Genomic DNA, 19,005 nt, shown 5'->3' with positions numbered 1-19,005 from the left:
AGTTTCGGCGGCGACCGTCGCAACGATCGTCGTGGGGGATACCAGGGCGATCGCCGTAATGACCGCGGAGGAGACCGACGTCGTGAAGGCGGCGGTAGTGATCGCGGTGGATTCGGTCGTAACAACAACGACCGTAGGGCCGTTCGGTCAACCGACACCGGCGAATACGCACGTGAGCAGCGTGCCCGTCGTCCGCGGATACAAGAACCGCCGATCCCCGAAGAGGTCACCGGCAAGGAGCTCGACAAGGAGCTGTTGGGCCAGCTGCGTTCTCTCGACAAGGAGAATGCTGCGGCAGTTGCCAAGCATCTCGTTTCCGCCGGAGGATTCCTGGACGTCGATCCGGAACGCGCCTACGAACACGCAAAGGCAGCCATGGCTCGCGCGGGTCGCGTCGGTCTCGTCCGAGAAGCCCTCGGCATTGCCGCCTACCACGTGGAGAAGTACGACGAGGCGGTGCGCGAACTGCGCACTCACCGTCGCATCTCCGGTTCGGACGACAACATCGCGCTCATCGCCGATGCCGAACGTGGCCGTGAGAAGCCTCAGAAGGCACTTGAACTGTTCGAGTCGGCAGCAGAGCTCGACCTCGACAACGATGCTCGCACCGAACTCGTCATCGTGGCAGCCGGAGCGAAATCGGACCTCGGTGACCTCAAGGGCGCACGCGCTCTGATCGAAGCCGAGGACTTCACGCAGAAGCCAAGCGGTGCACTGGTGCGACTGATGGCCGCATATTCCGAAGTGCTGCGCCTGCACGGAGAAACCGAGATGGCCGACAAGTACGAGGAGCTTTCGCGTCGCACTGCCAAGGCCACGGGCACTCTCTTCGGGGACGAAGAGCCAGACCCCAACCTCGGCGTGGAAATCGAGACCGTCGAAGAGATCGAAGATGACGAGCCTGCCTCACTCGACGATGCTCCTGCTGAGGCTGAGCACGGCTCGGCACACGATGCTGATGCTGTTGGCATGGCTGACGTTGACAACAGGGACGCTGCAGAACTCGAAGACGCTGAGTTCGACGATGCCGAGACCGAACTTTCGACCGCGGCTGGTTCAGGCGCCGACGATGTCGATTTCGACGACGCAGACGCTGAGGTCGCGGACGAAGCAGAGTTCGACGAGGACGCTGGCGACGCCGAGGCCGACGATTCCCCTACAGCCAGCCTCGTCGCAGACAACGCCATCACAGATGCCGTTGCTGACGCGGCTGGAGACGATCACGTTCCGGCGAAGTCGAAGACGCACGTCTCAGAGAAGGAACTGAAGAAGGTCAAGGTCTCTGACGAGGAGATCGAAGCTGAACTCGACGAACTTCTCGAGGACGCCGAGGAAAGCGCCGCTTCCGGTGAGGAGACTTCCGAGACCTCCGACGAAGAAGCTCACGCGGAACCCGAAGAATCGGGCACGAGCCTCAAGCCTGCAGACAACGCGAGCTCAGAGGAGACGAACGTCTCGTATCGGCTGAACGGTCATCAGTGACGCCAGTCGCCAATGCAGCAGCACCAGTCGATCGACGTGCGCCTGAGGAATCGGGCGCACCGATCGACTGTGTGCTGTTCGACCTCGACGGCGTTGTCTACCACGGTCCGGAACCGATCTCCGGAGCCGTGGAGGGCATCAACTTCCTCCACGATCAGTCCATCCCCGTCAGCTATGTGACGAACAATGCCACCCGCACCGCCGAGGTGGTGGCCGAGCACATCTCCACGCTGGGAATCAGCACGACACCTGCCGAGGTGACCACCTCGGCGCAGGTGCTGGCGGGGAAGCTCGCCGAGAAATTCGGGACCAGCGCACCCATCTACCTGTTGGGCACCACCGGACTGGCAACCGCACTGGAATCCGAGGGCTTGCAGGTCACACGCACCCTTGATGATGGCCCAGTGGCCATCGCCCAGGGGCTCGACCCGGAGATCACGTATCAAAAGATCGTGGCCGCCTGCGAGGCGATCACGGCAGGCATCGAATGGTGGGCAACCAACCCCGACTATTCGATGGTGGGACCTAGAAGCCGAGTCCCGGGCAATGGGGCATTCATCGACATGCTCGCGCGACTCACAGGCACGCAGCCGACCGTCGTCGGCAAACCCTCTCCGCACATGATGGAATTCGCAGCCCACAGGTGCGGAGCTCAACGTCCCCTCATGGTCGGCGATCGTCTCGACACCGACATCGAAGGCGGCAACTCAGCAGGGTTCGAAACCGCTCTCGTCCTCACCGGCGTCCACGACATCCACGATGCACTCCACACGAGTTCCGAGCTGCGCCCCACCTACATCCTGCCCAGTCTGCGGAGTCTGCCGACTCTGATCACCGGCAGCGCGCAACCAGCGTCGGACGAGACTTCGGGGTCGGCAGCATGTCAGATCGTCGACGGTGAACTCCGTGTGGACGAGTCTGCCCAGGACAGTGTTTCAACGGTCGAGAGCGCACTCCGATTAGCATGGGAGGCGATGGACCGCGGCGAGGACGTGGCTCCAGGGAATCTGCCACGGAGGATCCATGACTGAACCGAGCCACGAGCCACAGCAGCCTGCCGCACCGACCCCAACACCCGCACCGACTCCCGCCTCGGTCAACGGTGATGTGCCGGTCGAAGCCTGGCGTCGCGACCTCGAACAGATCGGCGAGGCACCCAGTGCCGAACGGCACGACCACCTCTCCGCACTCCTCGACGACCTCGACTCGCAGGTGAGTTCATTGTGAGCAGACTCGACCGCGAACTGGTCGAACGGGAACTGATCGCCACACGCTCCCGTGCGGCACGAGAGATCGCTGCCGGACGCGTCAGCGTCAACGGCCACACCGTGTCGAAGCCTTCGCAGGTCGTGTCCGACTCCGATGAACTCAGCGTTACAGAACCCGATCCGTGGGTGGCACGCAGCGCCCACAAACTCCTCGGCGCGCTTGAATCGTTCTCAATAGACGACGTCACAGGACTGAGCGCACTCGACGCCGGCGCCTCTACCGGCGGCTTCACGCAGGTTCTGCTGCACCGCGGCGCGGCAGAGGTCTGGGCCGTTGACGTCGGACACGACCAATTCGATGCCGGACTCCGCGAGGACCCGCGTATCCATGTCCGGGAGGGCCTCAACCTCCGCGAGCTCGACGACTCCGATGTACCGCAGGTCGATCTGGTCGTCGCCGACGTGTCCTTCATCTCCCTGCGCCTCCTGCTGGCCCCGCTGCTGGCAGCCACACGACCCACCGGTGAGCTGCTGCTCATGGTCAAACCCCAATTCGAACTCGCCCGCGGCGCACTCGACAAACACGGTGTCGTGGCGACCGCGACCAAACGGCGCCGCGCCCTGGACTCCGTCCTCGCCGGCATCAGCGAACACGAGGCTCGCGTAACCGACATCGCGCCCTCCGTCCTCCCAGGTCCGAGCGGAAACCGGGAGTATTTCCTGCGTGTTCGACCAGGGAAAACACGAACCGAGTCCGATAGGCTCAACGAGGCGGACATCGAAACCCATCTGGATCAGATCATGAGAGGAGAGCCGTGAGCCGACACATCATGGTGCTGCTGCACCCCCAACGCGAGGAATCAGCAGTGGCAGCAGTGAGCGTGTGGAAGGCGCTCCTCGACGACGGAATCACCCCAGTCGTCCTCGACGAGGAGGTCCTCAACTTCGCCGAACGCAGTTCCCACGCCGACGTGCAACAGGAGCTGCTCAGCCGCTGCGAGGTCATCGACCCAGCCCAGCTGGCGATCTGGAAGACCAAATGCGAACTCGTCATCGTCTTAGGCGGCGACGGCACGATCCTGCGCGCGGCCGAACGCTTCCACGGGTCCGGTGTGCCGCTCATGGGCGTCAACCTCGGACATGTGGGATTCCTCGCCGAAAGTGAGAGAGAGGACCTCGCCGAGGCGGTCCATCGAGCCTCCCAACGTGACTACCTCGTCGAGGAACGCCTCGCACTCGACGTCACCGTCTGGCACGAAGGGGAGGCGATCTACAACGCCTGGGCTCTCAACGAGGCCACCATCGAAAAGACCTCCAAGGCCCGCATGATCGACGTCGTCCTCGGCGTCGACGCCCGACCGGTGTCCTCCTTCGGCTGTGACGGAGTGATCCTGGCGACGCCGACCGGATCGACCGCCTATGCGTTCTCTGCCGGTGGACCCATCGTCTGGCCCGAGGTCGAAGCGCTGCTGCTCATCCCGATCTCAGCCCACGCCCTCTTCACCGAGCCACTCGTCGTCAACCCCGACTCCCGCCTCGGCGTGGAGATCTCCCCACGCAACCCGGACTTCTCAGCAGTCCTGTGGTGCGATGGACGCAGAGCCCTGGAGTTGCCCGCCGGGGCACGGATCGAAGCTAAGCGTTCACAGTCTCCGATCAAACTGGCCCGGCTGCACACCGGTCCCTTCACCGATCGATTGGTGGCGAAGTTCCGACTGCCCGTCTCCGGTTGGCGGGGACCGATCGAGGAGGCGTAGATGATTTCCGAACTGAGGATCTCCCACCTCGGCGTGATTGCCGAAGCAGAGGTCGAACTCTCCACCGGCTTCACCGTCGTCACCGGTGAAACCGGTGCCGGCAAGACGATGTTCGTCTCCGCGCTGAGCCTGCTCATGGGCCGCAAGGTCGGTTCCGGCGTGGTCCGCAAGGGCGCTGAGAAGGCCGAGGTCGAAGGCATCTTCTCCTCGGTCACCGACTCTGTGCGCTCCCGCATCGAAGAAGCCGGCGGCAGCGCCGAAGACGAAGCGATCATCTCCCGTACCGTGGCCCAGAAGGGCCGAGCCCGCGCCACCGCCGGAGGACGCACCGTCCCCATCTCCGTGCTCACCGAGATCTCCGATGAGCTCATCACCCTGCACGGACAGTCCGAACAGCTGCGACTCAAGGGCCCCGCCCAGCAGCGCCAGCTCCTCGACGCAGCCGGAGGCCCCGAACTCGAAGCTGTGGCCAAGAAATACCACGCGGCATTTGAGAACTGGCGCGAGACCCAGACCAAGGTCGCCCGGATCAAGGACAGCACCGCGGCCAGGCGGGAGAGGATCCTGTGGCTGAACGGCTGCCTCGAAGCCATCGACAAGGTGCGCCCGGTTCCAGGCGAAGACGAAGCTCTGACCGCGCAGGCCGCGAAACTCGGTGCCGCCGCCGAGATCACGCAGGCCGTCGGCAGCGCCCATGACCTCCTGCTCGGCAGCGAACTCGACGATGCCGGTGCCGCTGTCGATCACGTGCACCAGGCGATCAGCGCACTGTCCGACGTCGAATCCGCGGACCCGGAATTGGCCCGCATCAAGGCCGCCCTCAATGACGCCGTCCTGCGACTGTCCGACTCCGCCGCGGAGCTCAGCTCCTACCTCACCGGATTCGACGAACTGGGGGAGACCTCACTGGAAGAGACCGAGGCCCGCCGGGCCGAACTCGGGTCCCTGGCCGCCTACGGCCAGAACGTGACCGAGGTACTCGACTTCGAAACCCGGTCAGCTCAGGAACTGGCAGAGCTCGAAGCCGATGACCGCGACCTTGACCAGCTCGACGCCGAACTCGACGAAGCCCACAGCGCGATGGTCGAGGCGGCTCGCGGCCTGACCGAGATCAGAACAGCTACCGCAGCATCGTTCTCCCGCGCCGTGAGCGCAGAACTGGCAGCCCTGTCGATGCCGAAGGCCCAAGTGACGTTCGAACTCACCGACCGGGAGCCGGCAGCCCACGGCTGTGACGACGTGCGACTGACCTTCGCTCCGCACGACTCCTCGGCCGGAGACGACATAGGCAAGGTCGCCAGCGGCGGTGAGCTCTCACGCGTCATGCTCGCCATCGAGGTCGTCCGCGCGGCAGGGGAGGCCATCCCCACCTACGTCTTCGACGAAGTCGATGCCGGTGTCGGCGGAAAGGCCGCCATCGAGATCGGGAGACGACTGGCGAAGCTGGCCGAGAACGCCCAAGTCATCGTCGTCACCCACCTGCCGCAGGTCGCGGCCTGGGCCGACACGCACGTCACCATCGTCAAGGACGATGACGCCGAGACGGTGATGTCCGGGGTCAGAGAGCTCAGCGAGGACGAACGGGTCATCGAACTCTCACGGATGCTGGCAGGCATGGAGGACTCCTCCTCAGCGAAGGCCCATGCAGCCGAACTGCTGGACTCGGCCCGGCAGGTCAAGACCGGCTCAGCTGCGCTGACATGAGAGAATAGGCTCACCATGAGAGCGCGTAGAACCCGGGAGAAGCACATAGTCCCGACCAGGTCAGGCCCGGCTCCCGCCAGGCTCGACCGGCGGACGAAAGACCTCACCAAACGGCTGAGCGCAGGCGATATCGCGGTCATCAAACACGGCGACATCGACCGAATCTCCGCCGAGGCGCTCGTGGCCTGCAAACCAGCAGCCGTCATCAACGCGGACAAATCGATCTCCGGACGCTACCCCAACCTGGGACCGGGAATCATCGTCGACGCAGGCATCCCCCTCCTCGACGCCACCGGCCCCGAGATCTTCGACCTAGTCGACGAGAACGCCCAGATCAGCATCTCCGATGACACCGTGTTCCTCGACGAGAAGGAGATCGCCACCGGCATCGTCCAGACCTCGGAGACGATCGCGGAGGACATGCACGCTGCCGAGGCCGGAATGAACTCCGTGCTCGTGGACTTCGTCGACAACACGATCGAATACATCCGCAAGGACTCCGACCTGCTCTCGGCCGAACTCGTCGTTCCCGAGGTGGCCACGAAGTTCGAGGGTCGACACGTCCTCATCGTCGTCCGCGGCTATCACTACAAAGAGGATCTCGCGATCCTCGGTTCCTACATCCGCGAATACCGTCCGCTCCTCGTCGGCGTCGACGGCGGTGCCGACGCCATCATCGAGGCCGGCTACAAGCCCGACATGATCGTCGGCGACATGGACTCCGTCTCCGACACGGCGCTGACCTCCGGAGCCGAAATCGTCGTCCACGCCTACCGGGACGGAAACGCTCCCGGAACCGAACGTGTTCACTCCCTCGGCGTCGAATGCGTCGCCTTCGCGGCGTCGGGCACCAGCGAGGACATCGCCATGCTGCTGGCCGACGACAAGGGTGCCGACCTGATCGTGGCCGTGGGCACCCATGACACCGTGATGGAGTTTCTCGACAAGGGCCGTAAGGGCATGGCCTCGACGTTCATTACGCGCCTGCGGGTGGGCTCGAAGCTCATCGATGCCAAGGGCGTATCCCTGCTGTACCGGCAGAGGATCTCCAGCCTGCAGCTGAGTGTCCTGATCATCGCCGGCCTCGTTGCACTCGGTGTAGCCCTGTTCGCGACCGCTGCCGGCCAAACCCTCATCGGACTCATCGGAGCCCAGCTCGACGGGGTCTTCGGCTGGATCGGCTCCCTGTTCGGCGGCGACCCTGCTGCATCTTCAGAATCTGCCAGCATCATTCAAGGACTGACCAGTGATTGATTTTCGTTACCATCTCGTCTCTCTCGTCTCGGTCTTCCTCGCCTTGGCGGTGGGAATCGTCCTGGGCGCCGGACCGCTGAAGGAACCGATCGGTGAGTCCCTGCAGAGCCAGGTCGACTCGCTGCGCGCAGACCGTGACGATCTGCGCACGAAGATCGATGCCGCCAACGGCAATATCGACAAACAGAACGAATTCGTGACCTCCGCCGCCCCCGAACTCATCGGCGACACACTCAAGGGCGAGGAAGTCAGCATCATCGGCGCACCGAAGGCCGACCCCGAGCAGGTCGAAGAGGTCACCAACCGGATCAAGGAAGCAGGCGGCAAGATCGGCGGAGACGTCTCCTTCGTCGACAACACCCTGTCGCTGGCGGACTCCAAGGACTTCCTCGAGATTCTGCGGGAATCTGTTCCGAGCCTGCCCAAGGACGATTCGACCGCGCTGCGGGCCGCCCTCGTCATCGCACTGACCGGCAACGCCTCAATGCTTGAGGACAGCGAGGACCGGAAAGCTGCGGAGAAGAAGTCCTCCGGAATCTTCGACGCCTTCGTCGACGCAGGCCGATTGCGCACCGACACCGACCACAAGCCCACTCCGCTCTTCGTCGTCATCGATGACGAGAACTCAAAGCTCGCCGAGGAGACCGAACCCAGTCCCGAAGCGACCGGTGACAAGGCCAACCGCACCCTCATCACCGACTTCGTCAACGCGCTGACCTCGGACTCGAAGTCCGTGGTCGTGGCCGGAGATGCCGGTTCGGCTCAGAACGGCCTCGTCTCGATCCTCCGGACGGAGAAGTCGCGGGCCAGCACCGTCGACGGACTCGGTCTGGGAGCCGGCGCTGTCATCACAGTTCGGGCCCTTGCCGCAGGCGAGGCAGGAACCCACGGCCACTACGGCTTCTCCGATGACGCCGAAGAGATCATGCCCGGAAAGGACTGAGATGATCCGTTCACTCGTCAGCTCCGCCGTCGCCGGCCTCGTCGGCTACACGGCGACCAGAGCAATCCTCAACTCGAAACTGCGCACCCATGACAAGGTGGTGCGCACCAACCATGCCGGAAATGACGTCTCTCTCGTCGAGGGTCCTGCCGTCACCGCCGGACTGGTCGCCGGCAGCCTCCTCATCGAAGAACCACGCCAGCGCGCTGCCACCCTGCTGGTGACCACAGTCGCAGGCGGCTTGGGCGCAGTCGATGACTTCCTCGAATCAGGGGACTCGAAGGGGCTGCGCGGCCATCTCGACGCCCTGGCCCGCGGCGAGATCACCACCGGTGCGATCAAAGTCATCGGCATTCCCATAGCCTCGATCGTTGCAGCGACGATCCTGCGCACCGGTGTAAACAACCACGGGCTGTTCTCCTCCCATCGGACGACCGAAGACCAGACATGGTGGGGGTCCACGGTCGACGTCGTCGTCACCGGGGGAGTCATCGCCGGCACCGCGAACCTGTTCAATCTGCTCGATCTGCGTCCCGGACGTGCCCTCAAGACGGGACTGCTGACGTTGGCCTTCATGCCCCACAGACATGGCCTGACCTGGGCACCCGGCGCAGCCATCGCCGGGGCCAGCGCGGCGGCCTGGCCCGATGACCTCGACGGCGCCGTCATGCTCGGCGACACCGGCGCCAACGCACTCGGTGCGGCGCTGGGCACGGTCCTGGTCGAGAACTCCACGGCCAAACAACGTGCGCTGGTCCTCACAGGACTGGTCGGTCTCACTCTGCTCAGCGAGAAGGTCTCCTTCACCTCGATCATCGAATCGACCCCGGGACTGCGAGAGATCGACGCCTTCGGCCGCGAGGTCGTGTGAGTAAGCTGGTTCGAGTCTTCGCCTCCGCGGCGCTGCTCGTCTCGGTCATCACCCTCTTCACCCGGCTCGTCGGGTTCCTGAGGTGGCTCGTCTTCTCGCCCAATGTGGGCGCCGGGTCGGTCGGCAACGCCTACCAGACCGCGAACCTGGTCCCCAACATCCTCTTCGAAGTCGTCGCAGGTGGCGCCCTGGCGGGTGCCGTCATCCCACTGCTCGCGATTCCGCTGGCCAGATCGGACAAAGAGACGGCAGGTCGAATCGCTTCGGCACTGCTGACCTGGGCAGTATCGGTGACGCTGCCGTTGAGCATCATTCTCGCGGTCTTCGCGCACCCGATCGCAAGCTTGCTGATCGGCACCGATGTCGACAAGGCAGGCCAACTTGAGGCGACTGTCGTGTTCCTGCTCATGTTTTCCCCCCAACTCGTGCTCTACGGAATCGGGGCCGTGCTCACCGGTGTGCTCCAGGCCCATCGGAAATTCATATGGCCGGCCTTTGCGCCGTTGCTCTCAAGCCTCGTCGTCATCGGCTGCTACATCGCCTACAACATGGTCGGCGGCTCCGACGAAACCTGGCGGGACCACATCGGTTGGCTCGGCTGGGGTACGACCATCGGCGTCGCCGCACTGGCGCTGCCGCTGGCTCTGCCCATGCGCACCACCGGGCTGCGCATCAGGCCCACCTGGAGTTTCCCACCCGGAGTCGCTCATCGGGCACTGCGTCTGGCTGGTGCGGGCATGGCGGCGCTGCTGGCACAGCAGGCCGCGATGTTGGCGACCATGCTCCTGTCGAACCATTCCGGTGGCGAGGGTACTTTCGTTCTCTTCAGCTACATCAACGCCGTCTATCTTCTGCCCTACGGCGTCCTCGCGGTGACAGTCGCCACTGTAGTCTTCCCTTCCCTGTCATCCTGGGTCGCTCGTTCCAAAGACCCCGATGTCAGCGACACGGATCGAGACAATGCCGGAGTTCAACTGCGACGTCTGACCTCGACGACAACCGCGCTGATCATCAGCATCGGTCTGCTGGGCACGGTCATCCTCGTCAGCGCGGCAGGGCCTCTGCAGACATTCTTCACCGCAATCGATGCTGCAGGCGAAAGCGGAGATGCGCCCTTCGACGCAATGAGTCAGGCGATCATGGTCATGGCTCTTGCTGTGCCTGGCTGGTCCTTCGTCGCTTGGGGCACCCGCGTGTTCTACGCGCTGGAACATTCGCGTCATTCAGCGGTGGCGACGACGACCGGCTGGTTACTAGTCATCGTCGGAATGCTGTTGGCAGTCTTGGTCATCAACGCCGACGGCGATGACGGGCTGACGCTGGTCTCCATCTGCATCGGCTACGCAATCGGCATGAGCGTCGCCGGAGGTTTCCTGCTGACCTCGATGCGGCGGGTGCTGGGGCCTACCGGGCTCCACAGAGTGGTGCGCCGAGGACTGCTGTCTCTGGTTGCCGCTGCTCTCGCGTCGGTTGCCGGCGCGCTGGTCTCGCATTGCTTGGCGGGGCCATTGGGCATCGACGCACTGTCTTCGGTGGCCAACGGCGTGATCTCCGCGCTCATCGGCTGCGCGATCTTCGCAGCGATCGTCATCCTCGACAAAGGGTTCATCTCCGAGGTGCGAACGGTGCTCGCAAGTCGCCGAGGTGGCCCTGACCTTGCCGAACAGACCGATCCTGCCGTACAGGCCGCCCCACCGATCACCCCCAACGAGAATGAGGATGAGAGATGAGAATCGTCTACGTGCTCGGCACATCGACCGGGGGAGTGGGCACCCATGTGAGAGCCCTGGCCAGAGACGTCGCCGCAGTCGGCCATGAGATCGGAATCATCGGACCCGCCTCCACCGACGGACACTTCGGCTTCTCATCATTGCCCGGAGTGCGCTTCGCCGCCCTCGATATGGGCACTGGAATCGGTGTCCGCGATGCCGCGCTGATCATCCGCCTGCGCGGCCTCATCGGCAGCTTCAACGCCGATATCGTCCACGCCCACGGCTTCCGGGCCGGCTTCGTCGCTCTCCTGGCCGTCCGCACCACGAGACACCGTCCCCGCCTCATCATCAGCCTGCACAACCAGGCCAGCGGCCACGGATTGCGCGGCACCGTCGAAACCGGCATCGAGACTCTGCTGGCCAAGGGCGCGGACCTGACGCTGGGGGCGAGCACCGATCTTGTGGACCGAGCCCGAGAGCTCGGTGCCGGTGACGCCCGGTTCCTGCCCGCCGCTGCTCCGGAAGTTCACCTTGTCCGCGCCGAGGCGGCTTTGGCCACCCGTGCATCCCTGGCCGAGGAATTCGGGTTCGGACCCGAGGCTGTCATCGTGCTCGCCGTCGGGCGTGTCGCACCGCAGAAGAACTACCCGATGCTGGTCAGGGCCTTGGGCCACCTCGGCGAGGCTCAGTCTCCGGACTCCGAGACTCCCGAGCTTGTCTTTCTCATTGCGGGAACCGCGGATCCCACTGTCCTCGACGAGGTGCAGGGGCAGTACGAGAGCCTCGCGGCCACCTCGGCGATTCCGGCTCTGCATTTCCTGGGCCCGCGTGATGACATCGCGGCACTCAATGCGGCCGCCGATCTCTACGTCCTCACCAGCGTCTGGGAGGCCCGTGCCCTCGTGCTGCAGGAGGCACTGATCTCCGGGCAGGCCATCATCGCCACGAGTACTGGTGGAACGACGGAACTCGTCGATGACGCGGGCATTCTCATCGACCTCGACGACGACACCGGACTGGCCGCCGCCATTGCCGAACTGGCCACCGATCCCGCCCGCCGGGCCGAACTGGCTGCGCGCGCCCAGGCTCGTGGAGCGCAACTTCCCGATGAGAGGGAAGTGGCCAAAGAACTGGTGGGCATATACACGGAACTCATGCCCTCCCAGGTAGGGTAGAAGCAGCGTCGATCTATTGAAAAGGATGAGGAAATGAGCGAATCCGGCGAGGTCCACCCACTCAGCGCAGACACGAGGATTCTGCATGTGCTCGCCGAAACTACGGGTCCCGTTGTCGAAGTGGCGAAACTCGCAGTGCTTGGGCATCTGCGCGCAGGCTTCAAGGTAGCGGTCGCCGCCCACCGTTCGCTGCTGGGCACCTTCGGAGTCCCCGAGGAACTGGCAGACAACTTCCGTGAGATCGAACTCGCGGCCAGACGACGCTTCACGCTGGCAGATCCCAACACCGCATTCACTCTGCACAAGTACTACCAGCACGTGGACATCGTCCACGCCCACGGACTGCATGCCGCGACGCTCGCCGGCCTGGCCTTCACTGGCCTCCCGGCCCGCCTGCACCCGAAGGTCGTCGCAACGGTCGAGTCCTTCGACGCGGCCAATGTCATCGAGAAGACCGGCGCCGAGATCGTGGGCCGCACCGCGACCGCGATCTTGGGCACCACCGAACCCGTCGTCGACTACTTCGGGGAGAAGGTTCCCGTCGTCGAACGGGCCGAGCTCGTCCATCCGGACATCGACGTCGACCTCACCGTCAGGACACCGCGGGCACAGGTGCGCAAGGAACTCGGCGTTCCAGAGGGCACTTGGATGGTCGCCAGCCCCATCGCCCTGCGCGACCACACGGCCCTGGCCACGGTTCTCGACGCTGCCGACCAGATCAATACGAAACGGCCCGGACGCCCCGTCGTCACGGTGCTCACCGGCACCGGCAGGGACCGGAGCACGATCGAGTCTGCCTTCGCAGACCGACACGTCATCGTCGCCCCCGCCGGTGACCTCGTCGACGTGGCAGCAGCTGCGGACGTCGTCATCGCCAGCGAGACCATGACCGGACTCAGCCACGAGGACCTCATGCAGCTGTCGAAGCCGGCGGTCTTCATCGGCAACACGCGACGGGCAGGCATCTGGGGTGCGGCAGCGAAGGCCGTTGCCGCCGACGACACGGACGCACTTCTGAGTGAGATCAATCATCTTATCGACGACCCGGCCGGACGCGGTTCGCAGGCTGTGGCCGCGAAGAAGCGCGTGATCGACGTGAACAACGGGGCCGCGATCTCTGCGACTCTGCTTGATCTCTACGCCGAAGTCGCCGAATCGTCGGATTCGTGAGCCGGACTTTGATAGAATCAAATCCCGTGGTGAATCGAACTGGCCCAGGCGGCACAAATACGGCAAAGCACATCTTCGTCACGGGAGGCGTTGCCTCTTCGTTGGGCAAGGGACTGACGGCTTCGAGCCTCGGTCACCTGCTCACTCAGCGCGGACTCTCGGTAGCAATGCAGAAGCTGGATCCCTACTTGAATGTGGATCCGGGAACAATGAATCCCTTCCAGCACGGTGAGGTCTTCGTCACCGAAGACGGTGCTGAGACCGACCTCGACATCGGCCACTACGAACGATTCCTCGACGTCAACCTCGACGGCGCGGCCAATGTGACGACCGGACAGGTCTACTCCTCGGTCATCGCCAAGGAACGTCGCGGCGCCTACCTCGGTGACACCGTGCAGGTCATTCCGCACATCACCGATGAGATCAAATCACGGATGCGGGCCCAGGCCGAACGTCCTGTCGACGAACGTCCCGATGTCATCATCACCGAGATCGGCGGCACCGTCGGCGACATCGAATCCCAGCCGTTCCTCGAGGCCGCACGTCAGGTCCGACACGACATCGGCCGCGACAACGTCTTCTTCATCCACGTCTCCCTCGTCCCGTACCTGGGACCCTCCGGTGAGCTGAAGACGAAGCCGACCCAGCACTCTGTGGCCGCACTGCGCTCGATCGGCATCCAGCCCGACGCGATCGTGCTGCGCTCCGACCGCGAGCTGCCGGACTCGATCCGCACGAAGATCGCCTCCTCCTGCGACGTGGAATCCGATGCGGTCGTGTCCTGCGTGGACGCACCGAGCATCTACGACATCCCGAAGGTCCTCCATGACGGAGGCCTCGACGTCTACGTGATCCGTCGGCTCAACCTGCCCTTCCGCGACGTCGACTGGACGAAGTGGGACTGGGTGCTCGAACGCGTCCACAATCCCGCACACCATGTGCGCATCGGCATCGTCGGCAAATACATCGACCTGCCCGACGCCTACCTGTCGGTGACCGAAGCGCTGCGTCACGGCGGCTTCGCCAACGACGCTCGGGTCAAGGTCGAGTGGATCCAGTCCGATGACTGCGAGTCCGAGGACGGTGCGGCTGCGAAGCTCGCAGGCCTCGACGCGATCTGCGTGCCCGGCGGATTCGGCATCCGCGGCATCGAAGGCAAGCTCGGTGCGCTGAAGTACGCACGCACCAACGGCATCCCGACACTGGGATTGTGCCTGGGCCTGCAGTGCATGGTCATCGAGTACGCCCGCAACATCGCCGGAATCGCTGAGGCTTCGTCCTCCGAGTTCGACCCCGAGACGCAGGTCCCCGTCATCGCGACGATGGCCGAGCAGCTCTCCATCGTCGAAGGCGAAGGCGACCTGGGCGGCACCATGCGCCTGGGCACCTACGAGGCGAAGCTCGACGAAGGCAGCGTCGTCGCCGGAGTCTACGACTCGACGCTCATCACCGAACGTCACCGTCACCGCTACGAGGTCAACAACTCCTACCGCGAGGATCTGGCCAAGGCCGGTCTCCGATTCTCGGGCACCTCGCCCAGCGGTGAGCTCGTCGAGTTCGTGGAGCTGCCGGAATCCGAGCACCCCTACTACGTGGCGACTCAGGCTCATCCCGAGCTCAAATCACGTCCGACCAAGCCCCACCCGCTGTTCTCCGGACTCGTGGCAGCGGCCCTGAAGGCCCAGAAGTAGTCAGGACCAATGTGAGCGATCTGCGCGACGAAGCCTATACGCCGGACGTCACCGACTCCGAGGTCGTCTACCACGGTGCGGTGTGGAACATCCGACGCGAGACCTTCGACCTGCCCGAAGCAACTGGGTTGGTGCGCGACATGATGGCTCACACCGGTGCTGTCGCGATCGCGTGCGTGGATGAGCAGGAGCGGATCCTGCTCATCCAGCAGTACCGCCACCCTGTTCGGGCCAGGCTCTGGGAAGTACCGGCCGGTCTCCTCGATGTGCCCGGCGAGGAACCCTTCGCCGCGGCGAAGCGGGAGCTGGCGGAGGAAGCCGATCTCCGGGCCACTCGCTGGGAGGTCCTCACCGACTCTTGTCTCACGCCCGGCGGCAGCAGCGAGACGATCCGGCTGTACCTGGCCAGAGGCCTCGAACTCATCGCCGACGAAGACCGGCACGAACGCAGCGAAGAGGAAGCCGGCTTCAAGTTCCGGTGGGCCAGTCTCGATGAGGCACTCGATGCTGTCAGCGCCGGTGAGATCACGAACTCGATCGCACAGCTGGCGATCCTGCAGGTGGCCCGCGTCCTGCGCGCAGAAGCCGCCGGTGAGCCCACTAAGACTCGCAGCGTCGACGCACCCCGCCGCCTCGTCGACGGCCGACCGCAGGCCTGAGGGCACGCCATGGCCCGGCACGGTGCCGAACTTCTCCCGGAACTTCCGCAGTCGCTGGCTCGTGCGTTTGAGACGTACCTGAACTCGCTGCGCTTCGAACGTGGGCTCTCCCGGAACTCCATCGACGCCTACGCCCGTGACCTCGCCAGGTACGGGACGTGGCTGAACGGGCAGGGGATGAGCCGCCTCGGCGAGGTCGAACGTACGCACGTCGAAGCGTTCGCGCTTCACCTCCTCGACGAGAACCTGGCCCCACGGACTCGAGCACGAGCACTCGTCGCGGTGCGCCGTTTCCACGGATTCGCCCTCGGCGAGGGACTGGCTGGCACGGATCCGGCCTCCGAGGTCAACCCACCGCAGGAAGAGCTGCGTCTGCCCAAGGCCCTGTCCTTAGACGATATCGAAGCGATGCTGGCAACCACCGGTGGTGAGGAACCAGCACAGATTCGTGCGGCCGCGCTGCTCGAGCTGCTCTACGCAACAGGTGCGCGGATCTCCGAGGCCGTCGGGGTCGATCTCGACGACCTCGACCTTGAGACCAGCCTCGTGCGCCTCTACGGCAAGGGCGGGAAGGAACGGATCGTGCCGTTCGGCTCCCACGCCGCTACAGCATTGGGCGCCTGGGTGTCACGGACCAGGCCGAGCATGGCCGCGAAGGCCAGATCATCGGCACCGGCCGGAGCGCTGTTCCTCAATGCACGGGGAACTCGGCTCTCACGCCAGACCGCGTGGCAGATCGTCAAGGACGCCGGGGAACTGGCAGGGCTGGAGGCCGAGGTGTCACCGCATACGTTCCGACACTCGTTTGCGACACACCTGCTCGAAGGCGGGGCCGATATCCGCGTCGTCCAAGAACTGCTGGGACACGCCTCAGTCACGACCACGCAGATCTACACCAAGGTGTCGGAGGAAACATTGCGGGAAGTGTACGCGACCTCGCACCCTCGGGCGCGGTAGGGTTGGACCAGAGAGCAATGAAAGGTGGCCATCCGAGTGATGAATACGCAACAGGCGTTGGATATTCCCAAATCGAAATCCACTGTCCCTGAGCAGCAGGACTTCGACGAACCAGCACCGCTGGACACTCATGGGCCCGCCCGCATCATCGCGATGGTCAACCAGAAGGGCGGCGTCGGCAAGACGACCTCGTCGATCAACCTCGGCGCCTCACTGGCCGCCTACGGCCGCAAGATGCTCCTCGTCGACTTCGACCCGCAGGGAGCACTGTCGGTGGGGCTGGGCGTCAACCCCTACGATCTCGAGATCAGCATCTACAACCTGCTGATGAACTCGCGTATGGATCCTCACGAGGTCATCGTCGGCACCGATTTCGACAACATCGACATCCTCCCGGCCAACATCGACCTCTCCGCTGCCGAAGTCCAGCTCGTGGGCGAGGTCGCCCGTGAGCAGATCCTCTCTCGTGTGCTGTCCAAGGTCGCCGACGAATACGATGTCATCCTCATCGACTGCCAGCCCTCCCTGGGCCTGCTCACCGTCAATGCGCTGACGGCCGCGCACGGCGTCATCATTCCGCTCGAGACCGAGTTCTTCGCCCTCCGCGGTGTCGCGCTGCTGGTGGAGACCATCGAGAAGATCCAGGACCGGCTCAATCCCTCCCTCGTCGTCGACGGGATCCTGGCCACGATGTTCGACTCGCGCACACTGCATTCCAAAGAGGTCATGTCGCGTGTCACGGAGGCCTTCGACGACAAGGTCTTCGACACGGTCATCAACCGCACCGTGAAGTTCCCGGACGCCTCGGTCGCCGCCGAACCGATCACGAGCTTCGCGCCCAAGCATGCAGGCTCCGAAGCCTATCGTCGCCTGGCCCGGGAGCTCATCGCCCGCGGAGGCGCACCCTGAGCGAAACCGTCCACGAGGGGTTCCAGGTTGAGCTGGAGAACTTCTCCGGTCCCTTCGACCTGCTCCTCGGCCTGATCTCGAAACGTCGCCTCGACGTCACAGAGATCGCTCTCGCCGAGGTGACCGATGAGTTCATCGCGTACACGACGAGTTTGAGTGAGCGCACCGGTGCCAGAGCCGGGTCCAGCCTCGCCGAGATCTCCCAGTTCCTGCTGGTGGCCGCGACCCTCCTCGACCTCAAGACGGCGCGACTGCTGCCCAACGAGGACGGCGAGGAGGACCTCGATCTCGAACTGCTCGAGGCCCGTGACCTTCTGTTCGCCCGTCTCCTGCAGTATCGGGCCTATAAGTCCGTGAGCAGATTCTTCGCCGAGGCCATGGCCGCGGGTTCGGTCAGGGCACCACGCAGCGTCGGACTCGAGCCCGAGTTCCAGGACGTGCTGCCGCCGCTGCAGATGCACATCGGACCCGGTGAGCTGGCCGGACTCTACGCGACCGTGCTCCAACGCGATCACACGCCCCCGAGCGTCGCCGTCGACCATATCCATCTGCCGCTGGTCAGCGTCTCCGAGCAGCGCGGCCACATCCTCAGCCTGCTGCGGGCCGGGGACCTGCACTTCCAGAGACTCCTCGACACCGCCGACAACACGCTGGTCGTCGTCGCCCGCTTCCTGGCGCTGCTGGAGCTGTTCAAGGTCGGCCTCTGTGACTTCGCGCAGGAGGAGCCGCTGGGACCGCTGCTCATCTCTCGTACCGACTCCACCGACGACGGGGTCGACCTGCGCACCGAGGGGGAGTGGGACGGTGCTCCCGTGGAGGAATACGGTGGCGACAATGAGGTAGACGCAACCAACGAGGAAGAGGAACTGGCATGATCGACGATGAAATCCTGGCCGGGATCGAGGCCGTCCTCATGATCAGCGACTCCGCTGTCTCGGCGACCGAGCTGGCCACCGCCCTCGGACTCGATGAGGACACCGTCACCGATGCCATCGCCGAGCTCAAGGCCGACTACGACGGCGGAGAGGACAGCCGCCAGCGCGGATTCGAGATCCGCCTCGTCGCAGGAGGTTTCCGCATCTTCTCCCGCGGGGACTATCACGAGATCGTCAAGGACTTCCTCACCTCCGGACAGAGCGCCAAACTGTCCCAGGCCGCACTCGAGACCCTGGCCGTCATCGCCTACCGGCAGCCGATCTCGCGCCCGCGCATCGCCGCCATCCGCGGAGTCAGCGTCGACGGCGTCATCCGCACCCTGCTGCTGCGCGGACTCATCGTCGAAGCGGGCAAGGAAGCGACCACCTCGGCGCTGCTCTACACCACTACCCACCAGTTCCTCGATGCACTCGGAATGAACAGCATCGACGACCTGCCGGAGATCGCCCCGTACCTCCCGGAGGACGCCGACGTCGCCGAATTGGGGGCCGACAACACGGAGGTTCTGGCCTCCGTCGAGGACGAGATGGCCGATCTCGACGATGAGATGTCACGAGTTGACGATTGATTTGAGAGA

At 64.4% G+C, this 19,005-nt stretch carries 18 protein-coding genes; all 18 read left to right on the top strand.

What is annotated here, in order from left to right:
* Positions 1-255 precede the first annotated feature (255 nt).
* From LQ788_RS12535 to scpB, 18 genes are read left to right on the top strand one after another with little or no spacing between them, the layout of a single operon-like run.
* Positions 256-1,482: a hypothetical protein gene (locus LQ788_RS12535; RefSeq protein ID WP_231441460.1), complete on the top strand. Its 1,227-nt coding sequence runs from the start codon at positions 256-258 to the stop codon at positions 1,480-1,482.
* A complete protein-coding gene (locus LQ788_RS12530; RefSeq protein WP_231441458.1) occupies positions 1,479-2,513 on the top strand; it encodes an HAD-IIA family hydrolase in 1,035 nt (344 codons plus the stop codon). Before LQ788_RS12535 ends, LQ788_RS12530 begins: the two co-directional genes overlap by 4 nt.
* Complete coding sequence (locus tag LQ788_RS12525) at positions 2,506-2,709, top strand: hypothetical protein (RefSeq protein ID WP_231441456.1); 204 nt, start codon at positions 2,506-2,508, stop codon at positions 2,707-2,709. Before LQ788_RS12530 ends, LQ788_RS12525 begins: the two co-directional genes overlap by 8 nt.
* The gene (locus LQ788_RS12520) at positions 2,706-3,509 is read left to right on the top strand and encodes a TlyA family RNA methyltransferase (protein ID WP_231441454.1); all 804 of its coding nucleotides are present in this window, start codon (positions 2,706-2,708) and stop codon (positions 3,507-3,509) included. The genes LQ788_RS12525 and LQ788_RS12520 overlap by 4 nt, the downstream gene beginning before the upstream one ends.
* Positions 3,506-4,447 carry an NAD kinase gene (locus LQ788_RS12515; RefSeq protein WP_009883072.1) on the top strand — a complete coding sequence of 314 codons (942 nt, stop codon included), beginning with the start codon at positions 3,506-3,508 and terminating at the stop codon, positions 4,445-4,447. The genes LQ788_RS12520 and LQ788_RS12515 overlap by 4 nt, the downstream gene beginning before the upstream one ends.
* A complete protein-coding gene (recN, locus tag LQ788_RS12510) occupies positions 4,448-6,151 on the top strand; it encodes a DNA repair protein RecN (RefSeq protein WP_096146996.1) in 1,704 nt (567 codons plus the stop codon). It abuts the gene before it with no gap.
* 15 nt (positions 6,152-6,166) lie between these two features.
* Entirely contained in the window at positions 6,167-7,405 is a 1,239-nt protein-coding gene (gene steA / locus LQ788_RS12505) for a putative cytokinetic ring protein SteA (protein ID WP_231441452.1), read from the top strand.
* On the top strand, positions 7,398-8,348 hold the full coding sequence (locus LQ788_RS12500) for a copper transporter (protein WP_231441450.1): 951 nt from the start codon (positions 7,398-7,400) through the stop codon (positions 8,346-8,348). Before steA ends, LQ788_RS12500 begins: the two co-directional genes overlap by 8 nt.
* Before the next feature lies 1 nt (position 8,349).
* Complete coding sequence (locus LQ788_RS12495) at positions 8,350-9,219, top strand: hypothetical protein (protein WP_231441448.1); 870 nt, start codon at positions 8,350-8,352, stop codon at positions 9,217-9,219.
* A complete protein-coding gene (gene murJ, locus LQ788_RS12490; protein ID WP_231441446.1) occupies positions 9,216-10,949 on the top strand; it encodes a murein biosynthesis integral membrane protein MurJ in 1,734 nt (577 codons plus the stop codon). Before LQ788_RS12495 ends, murJ begins: the two co-directional genes overlap by 4 nt.
* Entirely contained in the window at positions 10,946-12,106 is a 1,161-nt protein-coding gene (locus LQ788_RS12485; protein WP_231441445.1) for a glycosyltransferase family 4 protein, read from the top strand. Before murJ ends, LQ788_RS12485 begins: the two co-directional genes overlap by 4 nt.
* A 33-nt stretch (positions 12,107-12,139) precedes the next feature.
* Positions 12,140-13,276 carry a group 1 glycosyl transferase gene (locus LQ788_RS12480; RefSeq protein WP_231441442.1) on the top strand — a complete coding sequence of 379 codons (1,137 nt, stop codon included), beginning with the start codon at positions 12,140-12,142 and terminating at the stop codon, positions 13,274-13,276.
* Positions 13,277-13,284: 8 nt separating this feature from the next.
* Positions 13,285-14,967 carry a CTP synthase gene (locus LQ788_RS12475; RefSeq protein WP_394801340.1) on the top strand — a complete coding sequence of 561 codons (1,683 nt, stop codon included), beginning with the start codon at positions 13,285-13,287 and terminating at the stop codon, positions 14,965-14,967.
* 11 nt (positions 14,968-14,978) lie between these two features.
* On the top strand, positions 14,979-15,626 hold the full coding sequence (locus tag LQ788_RS12470; protein ID WP_231441437.1) for an NUDIX domain-containing protein: 648 nt from the start codon (positions 14,979-14,981) through the stop codon (positions 15,624-15,626).
* A 9-nt stretch (positions 15,627-15,635) separates the two neighbouring features.
* Positions 15,636-16,583 carry a site-specific tyrosine recombinase XerD gene (xerD, locus tag LQ788_RS12465; RefSeq protein ID WP_231441435.1) on the top strand — a complete coding sequence of 316 codons (948 nt, stop codon included), beginning with the start codon at positions 15,636-15,638 and terminating at the stop codon, positions 16,581-16,583.
* Between the two features lie 39 nt (positions 16,584-16,622).
* Positions 16,623-17,492: a ParA family protein gene (locus LQ788_RS12460; protein ID WP_231441433.1), complete on the top strand. Its 870-nt coding sequence runs from the start codon at positions 16,623-16,625 to the stop codon at positions 17,490-17,492.
* A complete protein-coding gene (locus LQ788_RS12455) occupies positions 17,489-18,367 on the top strand; it encodes a segregation and condensation protein A (RefSeq protein WP_262908353.1) in 879 nt (292 codons plus the stop codon). Before LQ788_RS12460 ends, LQ788_RS12455 begins: the two co-directional genes overlap by 4 nt.
* Positions 18,364-18,996 carry an SMC-Scp complex subunit ScpB gene (gene scpB, locus LQ788_RS12450; RefSeq protein ID WP_231441429.1) on the top strand — a complete coding sequence of 211 codons (633 nt, stop codon included), beginning with the start codon at positions 18,364-18,366 and terminating at the stop codon, positions 18,994-18,996. Before LQ788_RS12455 ends, scpB begins: the two co-directional genes overlap by 4 nt.
* The last annotated feature ends 9 nt before the right edge of the window (positions 18,997-19,005 follow it).

Source organism: Brevibacterium zhoupengii (genome assembly GCF_021117425.1).
Classification (GTDB): domain Bacteria; phylum Actinomycetota; class Actinomycetes; order Actinomycetales; family Brevibacteriaceae; genus Brevibacterium; species Brevibacterium zhoupengii.
Note: the sequence above shows the minus strand (reverse complement) of the source record. Positions and strands in the feature narration are given on the sequence as shown.